Here is a 14,222-nt window from a genome sequence, read left to right as displayed (position 1 = left end):
GGGGCGGAGCGGAACGCCGGGAGGCCGTGACGCGTCTTTCCCGGAGATGAACAAAACGATCAGGCGTGCGTCGGTCTTCTGTCTGCTCCTGGTGCTGGCCCTTCTGGTGCGGGTCACCTGGGTGCAGGCCTACCAAGGCCAGGCCCTCGCGGACAACGAGAACAACCGGCGGAACCTCATCGGGCAGTACGAGAACCCGTTGGGCAACATCATCGTGGGCGGGGAGGCGATCACCGGCTCGGTGAAGACGGACGGAAAGGACTTCGGCTACAAGCGCACCTACGTCGACGGGCCGCTCTACGCGCCGCTCACCGGCTACAGCTCCCAGGCCTTCGGCACGAGCATGCTGGAGGGCGTCTACAAGAAGATCCTCAACGGGTCCGACGACCGGCTCAAGACGGTGATGGACATGCTCACCAACAAGCGGGCCGCGCCGGGCAACGTGCTGACCACCGTCGACAAGGGCGTGCAGACCGCCGCGTACGAGGCGCTCCAGGGCAAGCAGGGCGCCGCCGTCGCCATCGACCCGGCGACCGGCGAGATCCTCGCCATCGTGAACAACCCGTCCTTCGACCCGGGCAGCATCGCCGGGGCCAACGACAAGGCGGCCTGGGAGAAGCTGATCGAGGACAAGGGCAAGGCCCTGGAGAACGTGGCCCTGCGCAAGCCGCAGGCCCCCGGCTCCACCTTCAAGCTGGTCACCCTCGCGGCGGCCATCGAGAACGGGCTGGTCACCAACCTCGACGCGCCGACCGGCACCCCGGACCCGTACACGATTCCCGGGACCCGGACCCAGCTGCCCAGCGAGGCGGGCTCCGCGGCCTGCAACAACGTCTCGGCGCGCACCGCGCTGCGGCTGTCCTGCAACAACGTCTTCGCGGAGCTGGCCCACAAGCTGGGCCAGGACAAGATGCGGGCGATGGCGGAGAAGCTCGGTTTCAACAGCGAGATCTCGACTCCCGTGACGGCCCGCCCGGGGAGCAAGTACCCGACGAACAAGATGTCCGTCGACCAGGTCGCGCAGACCGGTATCGGCCAGTTCGACGTGCAGGCCACTCCGCTCCAGATGGCGATGGTGACCGCCGCGATCGAGAACGGCGGCAAGCTCGTCGCCCCGCACTCGGTCTCCGAGGTCACCGACGCGAACGGCAACGTGCTGGAGAGCCTCAAGGACCCGAAGTCCGAGCAGGTCATGAAGGAGAAGACCGCCTCGATGCTCCAGGACGCCATGCGGACGGTCGCCACCGAGGGCGGCGGCAAGCCCGCGCAGGTGGCGGGCGCCGAGGTGGGCGGCAAGACCGGCACCGCGCAGCGCGGCGTGAACAACAGCCTGCCGCCGCTGGCCTGGTTCACCTCGTACGGAAAGCTGGGCGGCAAGCAGATCGCCGTTGCCGTGGTGATCGAGAACTCGGACACCGACCGCTCCGAGATCGGCGGCGGCAAGCTGGCCGCCCCGATCGCCCAGAAGATGATGGCGGCGTGGCTGAAGAAGTAGCCGCGCCGACCGCTCCACGACGCGCCGGGAACCGACATGGTTCCCGGCGCGTTTCCCTTCCCATGATCAGAACCGCGCGACCCGCAGATCTCGACGCCATAGCGGCCCTCCACACCCGGGCCCGGGCCACCTACTACCAGGGCCGCGTCCCCGAGGAGGACTACGCGGGCGAAGCCGAACTCGCGCGCACGCGCCAGGGCTGGTCGGTGGCGGTCGCCCGGAGCGCCGCCGAGGGCGGGGTGCTGTGCGCGGAGCGGGACGGGGAGCTCGCGGGGGTCGCCGCCTTCCGGACGACCGGCGGGGAGACGACCCTCACCCAGCTGCACGTGGACCCGGTCCACTGGCGCCGCGGTACCGGGGCCGCCCTGCACGCCGCCTGCGTCGACGCGTGGCGGCGGGCCGGGATCGGCCGGGTCCGGCTGGAGGTCTACGAGCACAACCTCCGGGCCCAGGCCTTCTACGCCCGCCAGGGCTGGCACCCGGATCCGGCCGCCGGGCAGCGGTCCGGCTCGCACCTCACCCTGTGGCTCAGCCTCCGCTCCGGGGAATGCGACGCCCCGACGGATGGTTGAAGCCGAAACCGTCCCATCCCGGAACAAGGAGAGAAAAAGGATCATGCGCGTCGAGATCTGGAGCGACATCGCCTGCCCCTGGTGCTACATCGGCAAGGCCCGGTTCGCTAAGGGGCTGGCCGAGTTCGCGCACCGCGACGAGGTGGAGATCGTCTTCCGGTCCTTCGAGCTCGACCCGAACAGCCCCAAGGGCACGGTGGCGCCGGTCCTGGAGATGCTGGCCAAGAAGTACGGGCGCACCCTCGACGAGGCGCGCGGCATGGAGGAGCACGTCGCCGCGAGCGCCCGCGCCGAAGGGCTGACGTACCGCACCGACGGCCGCGACCACGGCAACACCTTCGACATCCACCGCCTGCTGCACCTGGCCGCCGCCCGCGGCCGCCAGGAGGAGCTGCTCGACCTCGCCTACCGCGCGAACTTCGCCGAGGAGCGGTCGGTGTTCGACCCCGAGGTGCTGATCGCCCTCGCGGTCGAGGCCGGGCTGGACGAGGCGGAGGCCCGTACGGTCCTCGCCGACGACGCCGCGTACGCCGCCGAGGTGCGGGCGGACGAGCGCGAGGCGGCCGAACTCGGCGCCGGCGCCGTGCCGTTCTTCGTCTTCGACCGCCGCTACGGCATCTCCGGCGGCCAGCCCGCCGAGGTCTTCACCCAGGCCCTGGAACAGGCCTGGGCCGGCCGCGAGGTCCCCGAGCCCGCAGCCGGGGCCGAGGCCTGCACCCCGGACGGCGCCTGCGCCGTCCCCCAGGCCTGACCGGGGCGGCCCGCCCCCTCCGGCTCGCCCGGGGCTCCGGCCCCGGGCGAACGGCTCAGTACAGGGTCTGCGACCAGGCGGCTTCCGCGGCGGCCACGGCATCGGCCGGGTCCGCTCCCAGGGCCGCCGCCACGGCCGACAGGGACGTGAGGACCGCCTCCAGGGACGCCGCCCGGCCGTAGTGGTTGACCCGGATCATCTCCCCGGCCGCCGAGACCGGGGCCGCGGGGGCTGCGGCCAGGGCCTTCGACGCCACCAGCGGGGCCTGCGGCACGCGGAGCGTGGTGGCCACCGGCGCCGCCTCCTCGGGGCGCGTGACGTACGGGGCGACGCCCATCGCCTGCGCGCCCGCCCGGGTCGCCGCGGCGGCGGCAGAGTGCCGGGCCATCACCGTCGGCAGGCCCTCGGTCGAGATCCGCTCCAGGCAGGCCTCCAGCGCCAGCATCTCCAGCTGCGCCGGGGCGTGCGGCAGCGCCGTGCGGCCCGCGTCGATCCAGCGCTCCTTCCAGTCCAGGAGCGAGAGGTACGAGCGGCGCGGGGCGGCCGGATTCTCCGCGAAGCGGGCCCACGCGCGCTCCGAGACCGACACCGCCGAGACCCCGGCCGGTCCGCCCATCGCCTTCTGGGCCCCGATGACGCACAGGTCCACGCCCCACGCGTCCGGCAGCAGCGGCTCCGCGGCCACCGAAGCCACCGCATCGAGCATGAACAGCGCCCCGTGGGCCCGTACGACCTCGCCGATCTCCGCCACCGGGTTGGTGTTCCCGGTCGCCGCCTCCGCGTGGACCAGCGAGACGAAGTCGATCCGCGGGTTCTCGGCCAGCGCCCGGGCCACCTGATCGGCCGTCACCGCCGTGTCGAACGGCACCGCCAGGTCCACCACGCCCGCCCCGCAGTCGCGCAGCCAGTTGCCGAAGGTGGTCCCGTACGGGCCGGTCACCACGTTCAGCGCCGTCGAACCGGGCCGTGCCCCCGAGCGGATGCACCCCTCCAGCGGCAGCAGCGCCTCGCCCTGGGTGATCACCACCTCCTGCCGGGTGGAGAGGAGGTCCGCGACCCCCTGTTCGATCGACGCGAAGCGCTCCGCCGTGAGCGGCGGGAGGTCCAGCAGGGGGTGCGTCACGGTGGTGCTCTCTCTTCGTCCGCTGCGTCCGGGGTCCCGGGTCTACCCGCACGAGCGTACCGAGACCGCACGTACAGTGCGGAACATGACCGATGACGTGCTGCATGTGAAGGGGCGTGTGCTCGTCGGGCCCGACGACGCGCGCGACGAACTCTGGGTGGTCGGCGGCCGTATCTCCTACGAACGCCCGCACGGGGCCCGGGAGATCACCACCGTGTCCGGCTGGGCCCTGCCCGGTCTGGTCGACGCGCACTGCCACGTGGGCCTCGACGCCCACGGCCCGGTCGACGCGCAGACCGCCGAACGCCAGGCCCTGACCGACCGCGACGCCGGCACCCTGCTCATCCGCGACGCCGGATCCCCCTCCGACACCCGCTGGATCGACGACCGCGAGGACCTGCCGAAGATCATCAGGGCGGGCCGCCACATCGCCCGTCCGCGCCGCTACATCCGCAACTTCGCCCACGAGATCGAGCCGTCCGACCTCGTCGCGTACGTGGGGAACGAGGCGCGGCGCGGCGACGGCTGGGTCAAGCTGGTGGGGGACTGGATCGACCGCGAGGTGGGGGACCTGGCGCCCTGCTGGCCGCGGGCCGAGGTCGAGGCGGCCATCGCCGAGGCGCACCGGCTGGGCGCCCGTGTCACCGCGCACTGCTTCGCCGAGGACTCGCTGCGCGACCTGGTCGAGGCGGGGATCGACTGCATCGAGCACGCCACCGGGCTCACCGAGGACACGATCCCGCTGTTCGCGGAGCGCGGGGTGGCGATCGTCCCGACGCTCGTGAACATCGCGACGTTCCCGAAGATGGCGGCGGGCGGCGAGGCCAAGTTCCCGCGCTGGTCGGCGCACATGAGGCGGCTGCACGAGCGCCGGTACGACACCGTACGGGCCGCCTACGACGCGGGCATCGGCGTGTACGTCGGCACCGACGCGGGGGGTTCCCTGCCGCACGGCCTGGTCGCGGCCGAGGTCGAGGAGCTGGTCCGGGCCGGGATCCCGGCGCTGGAGGCCCTCTCGGCGACGACGTGGGCGGCGCGCGAGTGGCTCGGCAGGCCGGGCCTGACCGAAGGGGCGCCGGCGGACCTGGTGGTCTACGACGCCGACCCGCGGGCCGACGTACGGGCGCTGGCGCGGCCGCGGCGCGTCGTCGTGAACGGCAAGGTCCGCGCCTGAAAGCACGGTTGACGCGGTGCGTGACGCCGGTGTCCCGGTGGTCGTTGTGAACGGCCGCCCGGGGCACCGGCGTCGGTGTGTTCCCCTCGGCCGTGTGGCGGAAAGGAACTCTTGTTCTTTGTGGTGCGCAGTTAATCGAATACGTGCGTGAAAACCACCCTTTGGGGTGAACTCACCTCAGGTCGTCACCCGTTCACTCTCCGTGCGTAAAGATTCCCAGGGTTAGAGGCCGTCGGCGCGCGATGTCCCCCATTGGCGGCGCGACGGCTCCCATCTCCCCGGGGGTTCCACCACCGTGAACAGCAACACCTTCCGCATGCCCGCAGCCGTCCTGCTCGCCACGGGAGCGGTCGCCCTGCTCACCGCCCCGCCCGCGTCCGCCACCGGCGGCGGCTCCACCGGCGGCGGCGAGGGCAAGGCCGGCGCGGTCGTCCTGCGCGCCGGCCTCGACGTGGGCCTGCTCAACAAGACCGTCCACGTGCCGCTGAGCACCACCCTCAACGAGGTCAACGCCCCCTCGACGGCGCAGAAGACCGCCCTGACGGTGGCCCTCGACGGGGTCGAGGGAGGGAAGCCGGTCAGCGTGCTGCGCGCGGACGTGGCCACCTCCAAGGCCACCGCCGACAAGAACCGCGCCGAAGCGGAGGCCAACCTGGCCAACGCCAAGGTGCACGTCCCGGGGCTGCCCGCGCTCTCCCTGATCCAGGTGGAGAAGGTCATGTCCAAGGCCGTGTGCGAGGCGGGGAAGAAGCCCGTCGCCTCCTCGAACGTGCTCGGGTCGGTGACCGTGCTCGGCAAGAAGGTCACCCTCTCCGCCGGCGGCCCGACCAAGGTCGAGGTCCCCGGGATCGGCATGGTCGGCCTGGAGCTCTCCGGCACGCAGACCACCTCCACCACGGCCGCGGCGGCCGCGCTGCGGCTCAAGGTGTCCGTGAACCCGCTGGACCTGAACGTGGCCCAGGTCGAGGGCGAGATCGTGCTCGCCGAGGCGCACTGCGAATCCCCGGCCGGGACGCCGGCGCCCGAGCCCGCCGCGAAGTCCGACGTCAAGCCGCAGACGGCTGCCTCCGGGACCGGCGCGGCCGTCACGACCGACGCCAACCTGGCGGAGACCGGCGGTGGTTCGGTGACCCCGTACGTGGCGGGCGGTGCGCTGGTCCTGCTCGGCATCGGGGCGGCGGCACTGGTCGTGACCCGGCGCGGCCGCACCTCGTAGCCCGGTCGAAACCGGCCCGCCGGGCACTCAGCGGGTGGCGCGCTCCAGGCCCTGCTTGTCCGCTCCGCGCGACAGGACGGCTTCGCTGACCTGCTTGTCGACGGCGGCGTAGGCGGACTTCGCCGCCGCCCCGCGCCCGGAGTCGCCGGCGGCGCAGGAGGTGCACACGACGCGGAACGGCGGGTTCATGTCCGAGTACTGGGTGAGGTACTCGGCCTTGGTCACGTCCCAGCGGCCGGGGTGGGCGGCCGCCGGGGTGAAGGTGAAGCGCGGGATCGAGGACATGTTGCCGCGCGCCTTGTCGGCCTCGTAGAAGCTGGCGATCTGGTCGCCCATGCCGAACACGACCCACGTGCCGTTGATCTTCTCGTAGGGCTGCGGCACGTGGTTGTGCGTCCCGAGGATCAGATCGATGTCGGGGAGCCCGTCCGGGCCGCGCGAGGCGGTCAGCGCCTGCGCCAGATCGCGCTGCTGCTGGTCGGGCGCCGTCTGCCACTCGGTGCCCCAGTGGACGCTGAGGACGACGACGTTCGCGCCGGCCGCCCGGGCCGCGCGGGCGTCGGCGATGATCCGGTTCTGGTCAATCAGATTGACGGACCAGGGCTTTCCGGCCGGGACCGGGATTCCGTTCGTCCCGTACGTGTAGTCCAGCTGGGCGACCTTGGCGCCGCCGGCGGAGAGCACCGCCGGGGCCTTGGCCTCATCGGCGCTGCGGGCCGAGCCGACGTGTTTGATGCCGACCCGGTCGAGGTGCTCCAGGGTGCGGACGAGACCGTCGTAGCCGTCGTCCAGGGTGTGGTTCGAGCCGGTCGAGCAGCTGTCGTACCCGGCGTCCTTCAGGGCGTCGGCCAGCTGGTGCGGGGCCTTGAACACGGGATAGCCGGTGTAGGGGCCGCCGGGCCGGCCGTACGGTATCTCGTGGTGGCACATCGCCAGGTCGGCGGCGGCCACCAGGGGCTTGACCCCCGCGAGTATCTTTCGGAAGTCGTGGCTCTGGCCGCTGCCCTGGGCGTCGTCCGCGGCCCGCTGGATGATCGAGGGGTACGGGATGATGTCGCCGGTCGCGACCAGCGTGAACGGCTTGGCCCCGGCGGGCGTCGTCGGACCCGCCTTGCCCTGGCCCGCCTTGCCCGTCCCGGGCTTGGCCTGCAGCCGCTGTTCGCCGGCGTCCTTGCCGTGGTCGAGCAGGCTCGGCAGGGCGAGGATCCCGCCGGCTATGGCGGCCACCGCGGCCACGGCCAGGCCTGTCGTGGCTGATGTCTTCATTTCCGGACCCCCCGGGCTTCCCTGCTGATGCCGAGATCATCGCCTACCTCCGGCCGCCCCGCCAATGGAGCCAGGGCCTCCGGATAGCTGCCCCGCCACGGCGGGAGCGGGTCCCCCTTCCCGGCGGCCCGGGTCAGCGGGCCGTGAGCGCCAGGGCGTGGTCCAGGGCCTGGAGCAGGCTGCCCGTCGTGGCCCGGTCGCGGACCGCCAGCCGCAGCCACGAGTCGTCCAGCCCCGGGAAGGTGTCCCCGCGGCGGACCGCGAAGCCGAGGGAGCGCAGCCGGGTGCGGATCTCCGCGCCGCCCGCCACCCGGATCAGGACGAACGGCCCCTGCGCCACCCCCGACACCGTGATCTCCTCGAACTCCGCGAGCCCCGCCAGCAGATGCGCCCGGTCCACCGCGATCTGCCGGGCCGCGGCCGCCGCCTCCGCCAGCGCCGCAGGGGCCACGCACGCCTCCGCCGCCACCAGCGCCGGCGTCGACACCGGCCACAGCGGCTGCGCCGCCGCCAGCTTCGCGATCACCTCCGGCTCGGCCAGCACGTAGCCGATGCGCAGCCCCGCCAGCCCCCACGTCTTGGTCAGGCTCCGCAGCACCACCAGACCCGGCACGTCCGTCCGACCGGCCAGCGCCTCCCGCTCACCCGGGACCGCGTCCATGAACGCCTCGTCCACGACCAGGATCCGGCCCGGCCGGGCCAGCGCGGTCAGCACCGCCGCCGGGTGCAGGACCGACGTCGGATTGGTCGGGTTGCCGACCACCACCAGGTCCGCCTCCTCGGGCACCGCCTCCGGGTCCAGCCGGAAGCCGTCCGCCGCCCGCAGCACCACCCGCTCGACGGTGTGGCCCGCGTCGCGCAGCGCCGCCTCGGGCTCCGTGAACTGCGGGTGCACCACCACCGGCCGCCGCGCGCCCAGGGCCCGGGCGATCAGTACGAACGCCTCCGCGGCCCCGGCCGTCAACAGCACCCGCCCGACCGGCAGCCCGTGCCGGGCCGCCACCGCCGCGCGGGCCGACCGCCCGTCGGGGTACGCGCCGAGACCGTCGAGCGAAGCCGCGATGCGCTGCTTGAGCCAGTCCGGCGGGGTGTGCGCCCGTACGTTCACCGCGAGGTCCACCAGAGCGCCGCCGTCGCCGCGCACCTCCGCGTCCCCGTGATGGCGCAGGTCGTGCGGCTGGGCGGTGGCCACGGCACAGGTCGCCGCCACCGATCGGCGCTTGGGTACGAGCAGTTCCCCGCCGCCCGCGAGCGCGGCGGCCTCCGCCACCGAGGAGGTCCCGGCCGCGTCGTGCACCGCGTCGGAGGGATGCGGCACGGGGATCGCCGCCAGCTCCTCGGCGGGATAGCTGAGCAGGGGCACGCCGAAACGTTCCGCCGCACCCGTGAGCCCCGCCTCGTCCGCCTTCGACTCCACCGTGGCCAGCGCCTTCACGGCGCCGGCGGCCAGCCCGGCCCCCCGCAGCGTCTCCTCGACGAGGGCGCAGACCTCCGCCACGGAGACACCCGCACGTCCGCCGACCCCGACCACCAGCTGCGTCGCGTACTCGCCCACCGGGCTCATGCCCCCTCCGTAGTCGTCAATGGTTCGTGCCCCGCCGCCCGCGCGCACACGTGCGTACGGGGCGAGGAGTCGGTATTCAGGGGCACATGGCCGTGATCGTGGCGCTGGGCGCGTTCCTGATGACCCTGGCGGGCGGGTGGACTGCGCAACGCGTCACCGACCGCCGCCACCTCGTGCTGGGGCTGGCCGGCGGGATGATGCTCGGCGTCGTGGGCCTCGACCTGCTGCCGGAGTCGCTGCACGCGGCCGGCCGCAAGGTGTTCGGCGTCCCGCTCGCCCTGCTGCTCTTCGTGGCCGGGTTCCTGATCGCGCACGTGGTGGAACGCCTGCTGGCGGTGCGCCAGGCCGCGCACGGCGCCGAGAACGGGGGCCGGGTCCCCGAGGTCGGGCTGACGGCGGCCTCGGCGATGGTCGGCCACAGCTTCGCCGACGGAGTGGCCCTGGGCGCCGCCTTCCAGGTCGGGGGCGGGATGGGCGTGGCCGTGTCGCTGGCCGTCATCACGCACGACTTCGCCGACGGGTTCAACACGTACACGCTCACCCGGCTGTACGGGAACGCCCGCCGCAAGGCCCTGATGATGCTCTTCGCGGACGCGGTGGCCCCCGTACTGGGCGCGGTGTCCACTTTGCTGTTCACCCTTCCGGAGGAACCGCTGGGGGCGTATCTCGGATTCTTCGGCGGAGCCCTGCTGTACCTGGCGGCCGCCGAGATCCTGCCGGAGGCGCACCACAAGCACCCCGCCCTGTCCACGCTGATGTGCACGGTGGGCGGGGTGGCCGGGATCTGGCTGGTGGTGGGCCTCGCGGACTGAACTCACCCGGCCCGCGCCGCCGACCGCGCGAACCGCAGGGCCACGGAGGGCTCCGCCGCCCAGTGCGTGTGCAGGTAACTGGCGTGCACACCCTGCTGTACGAAGCCCTCGACCCGGCGTTCGGGGTGCGTGAACCCCCACGCGGGGGCGGAGCCCGCGCCGGGATCGATCACCGTGCGGTGGAACTCGTGGCCGCGCAGGCGGGTGCCGGCGGCGGCGAGGGCACTGTCCGACACCGCGACGGCCTCGCGGTAGCCGAGGGTCAGGCGCTCCGACATGCGAGCGTCGGCGTCGAGGACCCCGCACATGGGCTTGCCGTCGAGGGTGCGGGCGAGGTACAGCAGCCCCGCGCACTCGGCGGCGACGGGCCCGCCGGCCGCCGCGAAGGCCGCGACGGCCTCGCGGAGCGGCGCGTTGGCGGCGAGCTCGGGGGCGTACACCTCGGGGAATCCGCCCCCGATCACCAGGCCGGTGGTCCCGTCGGGCAGGACCTCGTCCCGGAGCGGATCGAAGGTGACGACCTGCGCCCCGGCGGCGGTGAGCAGTTCGGCGTGCTCGGCGTAGGAGAACGTGAAGGCGGGACCGCCCGCGACGGCGATGACGGGGCGCGGGCCGGTGCCATCGGCGCCCGGTGCCTGCGGGGCCGCACCACCCCGGGGGACCAGAGCCCCCTGCGGCGACCACGGCTCGCATTCCAGGGCCGGGGCGGTCCGCGCCAGGGCCATCAGGGCCTCCAGATCGCAGCCCGCCCGTACCTGGTCCGCCAGGGCGGAGACGGAGGACACGGCATCCGCCCGCCGCTCCGCGACCGGCACCAGACCCAGGTGCCGAGAAGGCGCGGCCACCTGCGGGGCCCGCCGCAGGACGCCGAGCACCGGCATCCCGGCCTCCTCCAGCGCCTCCCGCAGCATCGCCTCGTGCCGGTCGGACCCGACCTTGTTGAGGATCACGCCCCCCAGCCGCACCTGCGGATCGAACGACGCGAAGCCGTGCACCAGCGCCGCCACCGACCGCGACTGCGACGAGGCGTCGACCACCAGCACCACCGGCGCCCGCAGCAGCTTCGCCACCTGCGCCGTCGACGCCAGCTCGCCCCGGCCCGCGGCGCCGTCGTACAGGCCCATCACGCCCTCGACGAGCGCGAGATCGCACCCCGCCGCCCCGTGCGCGAACAGCGGGGCGACCAGATCCGGCCCGCACATGAACGCGTCCAGGTTGCGCCCCGGCCGACCCGTGGCCAGGGCGTGGTAGCCGGGGTCGATGTAGTCGGGCCCGGCCTTGTGCGGGGACACGGCGAGGCCGCGCTCCGAGAAGGCCGCCATCAGGCCCGTGGCGACGGTGGTCTTGCCGCTCCCGGAGGACGGCGCGGCGATGACCAGCCGGGGGATGTGGAGCGAAGTCACCACTCGATGCCCTTCTGGCCCTTCTGGCCGGCGTCCATCGGGTGCTTGACCTTGGTCATCTCCGTGACCAGGTCCGCGAACTCCAGCAGCTTCTCCGGCGCGTTGCGCCCCGTGATCACCACGTGCTGGGTGCCGGGCCGGTTCCGCAGCACCTCGATGACCTCGTCGACGTCGATCCAGCCCCAGTGCATCGGGTACGCGAACTCGTCCAGCACGTACAGCTTGTGCGTCTCGGCGGCCAGATCGCGCTTGACCTGCTCCCAGCCTTCCTTGGCCGCCTGCTCGTTGTCGAGCTGCGCGTCCCGCTGGACCCAGGACCAGCCCTCGCCCATCTTGTGCCAGACGACGGAGCCGCCCTCGCCCGAGGCGCCGAGCACCTTGAGCGCGTTCTCCTCGCCGACCTTCCACTTCGCCGACTTGACGAACTGGAACACCCCGATCGGCCAGCCCTGGTTCCAGGCGCGCAGCGCCAGCCCGAAGGCCGCCGTCGACTTGCCCTTGCCCGGGCCGGTGTGGACGAAGACGAGCGGGCGGTTGCGGCGCTGGCGCGTCGTGAGTCCGTCGTCCGGAACGACGGTCGGCTGTCCCTGCGGCATTACGCGGCCCTCCTGGGGGTGTCTGATGCGGTACGTACGTTCTTCACGAGCCCGGCCAGCGAGTCGGCCCGCAGCCCGTCGAGCGTGACGGCGGGCCCGCCGAGGTCGGCGGCCAGTACGCCGGCCAGCCCCAGCCGGACCGGCCCCGACTCGCAGTCCACGACCACCGACGCGACGCCCTCGGCCTGGAGCAGCCGGGCGCTGCGGCCCGCGAGCGCGCGCGGGTCCCCGCCGGCGGTACCGGCGGATCCGCCCGCACCGGCGGAACCGGTCGAACCCGCCGACGTGGCCCGCCCGTCGGTGACGACCACGAGCAGCGGACGGCGGCTGGGATCGCGCAGCCGCTCGATCCGCAGCACGTCGTGGGCCTTGAGCAGGCCCGCGGCGAGCGGGGTGCGCCCGCCCGTCGGCAGCTGTTCGAGCCGGGTCGCGGCCGCGTCCACCGAGGAGGTGGGCGGCAGCGCCAGCTCGGCGGCGGAGCCGCGGAAGGTGATCAGACCGACCTTGTCCCGGCGCTGGTAGGCGTCCAGCAGCAGCGAGAGCACCGCGCCCTTGACGGCGCTCATGCGCTGCCGGGCCGCCATGGAACCGGAGGCGTCGACCACGAACAGGACCAGGTTGCCCTCGCGGCCCTCCCGGGTGGCCTGGCGCAGGTCGTCCTTGCGGACGACGAGCCCGCGCCCGGTGCGCCCGCGCGCCTTCTGGTGCGGGGCGGCCGCCTGGACGGTCGCGGCGAGGTGCAGCTTCGTCAGCTGGCCGCGGGGGCGCTGGGCGCCGGTGGTCCGGCCGTGCGCGGTGCGGGCGCGCGAACGCCGTCCCGACGCGCCCTCGCCGAGGCCGGGGACGCTGAGCATCTTGGTCCGGAACGGCTCGGCGGCCCGTACGGCGGCCTGCTCGGGCGCGGCGCCGTCCTGGGAGGCGGGCTGGGGGGCCGGGGAATCGGGGGCCTCGGGGGTGGTCTCGGGGGACTCCTGCGGGGCGGGGGCCTCGGGAGCCTCCGGCGCCTCGGGTCCGCCCTGCGGGGGGATCCCGCCGCCTCCGCCGTCCGGACCGCCGTCCTCCGGGCCGCCGTCGTCCGGACCCTCGGGCTCCGGGTCGGGGTCGGGGTCGGGCTCGTTCTCCGGCTCCTCGTCGGGGAAGGCGTCCAGGATCTCGTCGAGCTTGTCCTCGTCGAGGCCGGGGGCGTCGAAGGGGTTGCGGCGCCGCCGGTGGGGGAGCGCCAGCAGCGCGGCCTGGCGCACGTCCTCCTTGCGCACGTCGGTCCGCCCGGCCCAGGCGGCCAGCGCGGTCGCGGTACGGGCCATCACGATGTCGGCGCGCATCCCGTCGACCTCGAACCCGGCGCAGGTCGCGGCGATCCGGAGCAGGGAGGCGTCACCGAGGCGGACCTCCGGGAGCAGGGCGCGGGCGGCCACGACGCGGGCGCGCACGTCCTGCTCCTCACCGGCCCAGCGGCCGGCGAAGGCGGCCGGGTCGTCCTCGTACGCGAGCCGCCGGCGCACCACCTCGACGCGCTGGGCGGGCTCGCGGGAGGCCGCCACCTCGACGGTGAGCCCGAACCGGTCGAGGAGCTGCGGACGGAGCTCGCCCTCCTCGGGGTTCATGGTGCCGACGAGCAGGAAGCGGGCGGCGTGGCGTACGGAGACGCCCTCGCGCTCCACGTACGAGGCGCCCATGGCGGCGGCGTCGAGGAGGAGGTCGATGAGGTGGTCGTGGAGGAGGTTGACCTCGTCGACGTAGAGGATCCCGCGGTGCGCGTCGGCGAGCAGGCCGGGCTCGAAGGCCTTCACCCCTTCGGCGAGGGCCCGTTCGATGTCGAGGGCGCCGACGAGGCGGTCCTCGGAGGCGCCGACGGGCAGCTCCACCATGCGCGCGGGCCGGGCGGTGCCGGTGCCGGGCTCGTGGGGGCCGTCGGGGCAGGCGGGGTCGGGGGCGGCCGGAGCGCAGGAGAACCGGCAGCCGGGGACGACGTCGACCTGGGGCAGCAGCGCGGACAGCGCGCGGACGGCGGTGGACTTGGCGGTCCCCTTCTCGCCGCGCACGAGCACGCCGCCGACCGCCGGGCTCACGGCGTTGAGCAGGAGCGCCAGCCGCAGGTCGGTCTGGCCGACCACTGCGGTGAACGGGTAGGGCGTGCTCATGCGATGCCTCTCCTTGTGCGGGTACGACTGCCGATACGAGTACGAGTACGAGTACGAGTACGCGTGCGCGGGGCGGTGCCCGCGGGGCGGGTGCGCTGTGCGGGTCTGG

12 protein-coding genes are annotated in these 14,222 nt (G+C 73.9%); 6 read left to right on the top strand and 6 right to left on the bottom strand.

Annotated features, from left to right (window positions below; translation table 11 throughout):
- The first annotated feature begins 46 nt into the window (after positions 1-46).
- The 3 genes from AB0M92_RS14450 (at position 47) to AB0M92_RS14440 (ending at position 2,818) form a co-directional block, all read left to right on the top strand.
- Positions 47-1,495: a penicillin-binding transpeptidase domain-containing protein gene (locus tag AB0M92_RS14450; RefSeq protein ID WP_366102453.1), complete on the top strand. Its 1,449-nt coding sequence runs from the start codon at positions 47-49 to the stop codon at positions 1,493-1,495.
- Positions 1,496-1,557: 62 nt separating this feature from the next.
- The gene (locus AB0M92_RS14445; RefSeq protein WP_366102452.1) at positions 1,558-2,067 is read left to right on the top strand and encodes a GNAT family N-acetyltransferase; all 510 of its coding nucleotides are present in this window, start codon (positions 1,558-1,560) and stop codon (positions 2,065-2,067) included.
- A 43-nt stretch (positions 2,068-2,110) separates the two neighbouring features.
- Entirely contained in the window at positions 2,111-2,818 is a 708-nt protein-coding gene (locus AB0M92_RS14440) for a DsbA family oxidoreductase (protein WP_366102451.1), read from the top strand.
- 55 nt (positions 2,819-2,873) lie between these two features.
- On the opposite strand, the gene AB0M92_RS14435 is transcribed toward AB0M92_RS14440, so the two are convergent.
- Positions 2,874-3,941, bottom strand: coding sequence for an aminotransferase class V-fold PLP-dependent enzyme (locus AB0M92_RS14435; protein WP_366102450.1), 1,068 nt, complete (start codon positions 3,939-3,941; stop codon positions 2,874-2,876).
- Positions 3,942-4,026: 85 nt separating this feature from the next.
- Between AB0M92_RS14435 and AB0M92_RS14430 the strand changes: the two genes are divergently transcribed.
- Both AB0M92_RS14430 and AB0M92_RS14425 read left to right on the top strand, forming a co-directional pair.
- Positions 4,027-5,115 (top strand): amidohydrolase family protein, encoded by a 1,089-nt coding sequence (locus AB0M92_RS14430; RefSeq protein WP_366102449.1) that lies wholly within the window; start codon positions 4,027-4,029, stop codon positions 5,113-5,115.
- Positions 5,116-5,410: 295 nt separating this feature from the next.
- Entirely contained in the window at positions 5,411-6,331 is a 921-nt protein-coding gene (locus tag AB0M92_RS14425; RefSeq protein ID WP_366102448.1) for an SCO1860 family LAETG-anchored protein, read from the top strand.
- Positions 6,332-6,358: 27 nt separating this feature from the next.
- Here AB0M92_RS14425 and AB0M92_RS14420 read toward each other — a convergent pair whose 3' ends face one another.
- Both AB0M92_RS14420 and cobC read right to left on the bottom strand, forming a co-directional pair.
- On the bottom strand, positions 6,359-7,597 hold the full coding sequence (locus AB0M92_RS14420) for a CapA family protein (RefSeq protein ID WP_366102447.1): 1,239 nt from the start codon (positions 7,595-7,597) through the stop codon (positions 6,359-6,361).
- A gap of 133 nt (positions 7,598-7,730) precedes the next feature.
- Positions 7,731-9,161: an Rv2231c family pyridoxal phosphate-dependent protein CobC gene (cobC, locus tag AB0M92_RS14415; protein ID WP_366102446.1), complete on the bottom strand. Its 1,431-nt coding sequence runs from the start codon at positions 9,159-9,161 to the stop codon at positions 7,731-7,733.
- An 86-nt stretch (positions 9,162-9,247) separates the two neighbouring features.
- On the opposite strand from cobC, the gene AB0M92_RS14410 reads away from it, so the two are divergent.
- Positions 9,248-9,973, top strand: a complete 726-nt coding sequence (locus AB0M92_RS14410; RefSeq protein WP_366102445.1) for a ZIP family metal transporter — start codon at positions 9,248-9,250, stop codon at positions 9,971-9,973.
- A gap of 2 nt (positions 9,974-9,975) precedes the next feature.
- On the opposite strand, the gene AB0M92_RS14405 is transcribed toward AB0M92_RS14410, so the two are convergent.
- Genes AB0M92_RS14405 through AB0M92_RS14395 form a run of 3 tightly spaced genes read right to left on the bottom strand, consistent with a single transcriptional unit; the run spans position 9,976 to position 14,113 of the window.
- The gene (locus tag AB0M92_RS14405; protein WP_366102444.1) at positions 9,976-11,379 is read right to left on the bottom strand and encodes a cobyrinate a,c-diamide synthase; all 1,404 of its coding nucleotides are present in this window, start codon (positions 11,377-11,379) and stop codon (positions 9,976-9,978) included.
- Positions 11,373-11,972 carry a cob(I)yrinic acid a,c-diamide adenosyltransferase gene (cobO, locus tag AB0M92_RS14400; RefSeq protein ID WP_079425618.1) on the bottom strand — a complete coding sequence of 200 codons (600 nt, stop codon included), beginning with the start codon at positions 11,970-11,972 and terminating at the stop codon, positions 11,373-11,375. The genes AB0M92_RS14405 and cobO overlap by 7 nt, the downstream gene beginning before the upstream one ends.
- A complete protein-coding gene (locus tag AB0M92_RS14395) occupies positions 11,972-14,113 on the bottom strand; it encodes a putative cobaltochelatase (protein ID WP_366102443.1) in 2,142 nt (713 codons plus the stop codon). Before AB0M92_RS14395 ends, cobO begins: the two co-directional genes overlap by 1 nt.
- Positions 14,114-14,222 lie beyond the last annotated feature (109 nt).

The organism is Streptomyces sp. NPDC051582 (genome assembly GCF_040681715.1).
In the GTDB taxonomy this organism is placed as follows: Bacteria; Actinomycetota; Actinomycetes; order Streptomycetales; family Streptomycetaceae; genus Streptomyces.
This window is presented reverse-complemented; position numbering and strand designations above follow the sequence as displayed.

What these genes read in the sequence shown, in the direction of transcription:
- cobC (WP_366102446.1), bottom strand. Translation starts at nt 9,161, where the DNA reads ATGAGCCCGGTGGGCGAGTACGCGACGCAGCTGGTGGTCGGGGTCGGC.
- AB0M92_RS14395 (WP_366102443.1), bottom strand. Translation starts at nt 14,113, where the DNA reads ATGAGCACGCCCTACCCGTTCACCGCAGTGGTCGGCCAGACCGACCTG.
- cobO (WP_079425618.1), bottom strand. Translation starts at nt 11,972, where the DNA reads ATGCCGCAGGGACAGCCGACCGTCGTTCCGGACGACGGACTCACGACG.
- AB0M92_RS14420 (WP_366102447.1), bottom strand. Translation starts at nt 7,597, where the DNA reads ATGAAGACATCAGCCACGACAGGCCTGGCCGTGGCCGCGGTGGCCGCC.
- AB0M92_RS14450 (WP_366102453.1), top strand. Translation starts at nt 47, where the DNA reads ATGAACAAAACGATCAGGCGTGCGTCGGTCTTCTGTCTGCTCCTGGTG.
- AB0M92_RS14430 (WP_366102449.1), top strand. Translation starts at nt 4,027, where the DNA reads ATGACCGATGACGTGCTGCATGTGAAGGGGCGTGTGCTCGTCGGGCCC.
- AB0M92_RS14410 (WP_366102445.1), top strand. Translation starts at nt 9,248, where the DNA reads ATGGCCGTGATCGTGGCGCTGGGCGCGTTCCTGATGACCCTGGCGGGC.
- AB0M92_RS14445 (WP_366102452.1), top strand. Translation starts at nt 1,558, where the DNA reads ATGATCAGAACCGCGCGACCCGCAGATCTCGACGCCATAGCGGCCCTC.
- AB0M92_RS14440 (WP_366102451.1), top strand. Translation starts at nt 2,111, where the DNA reads ATGCGCGTCGAGATCTGGAGCGACATCGCCTGCCCCTGGTGCTACATC.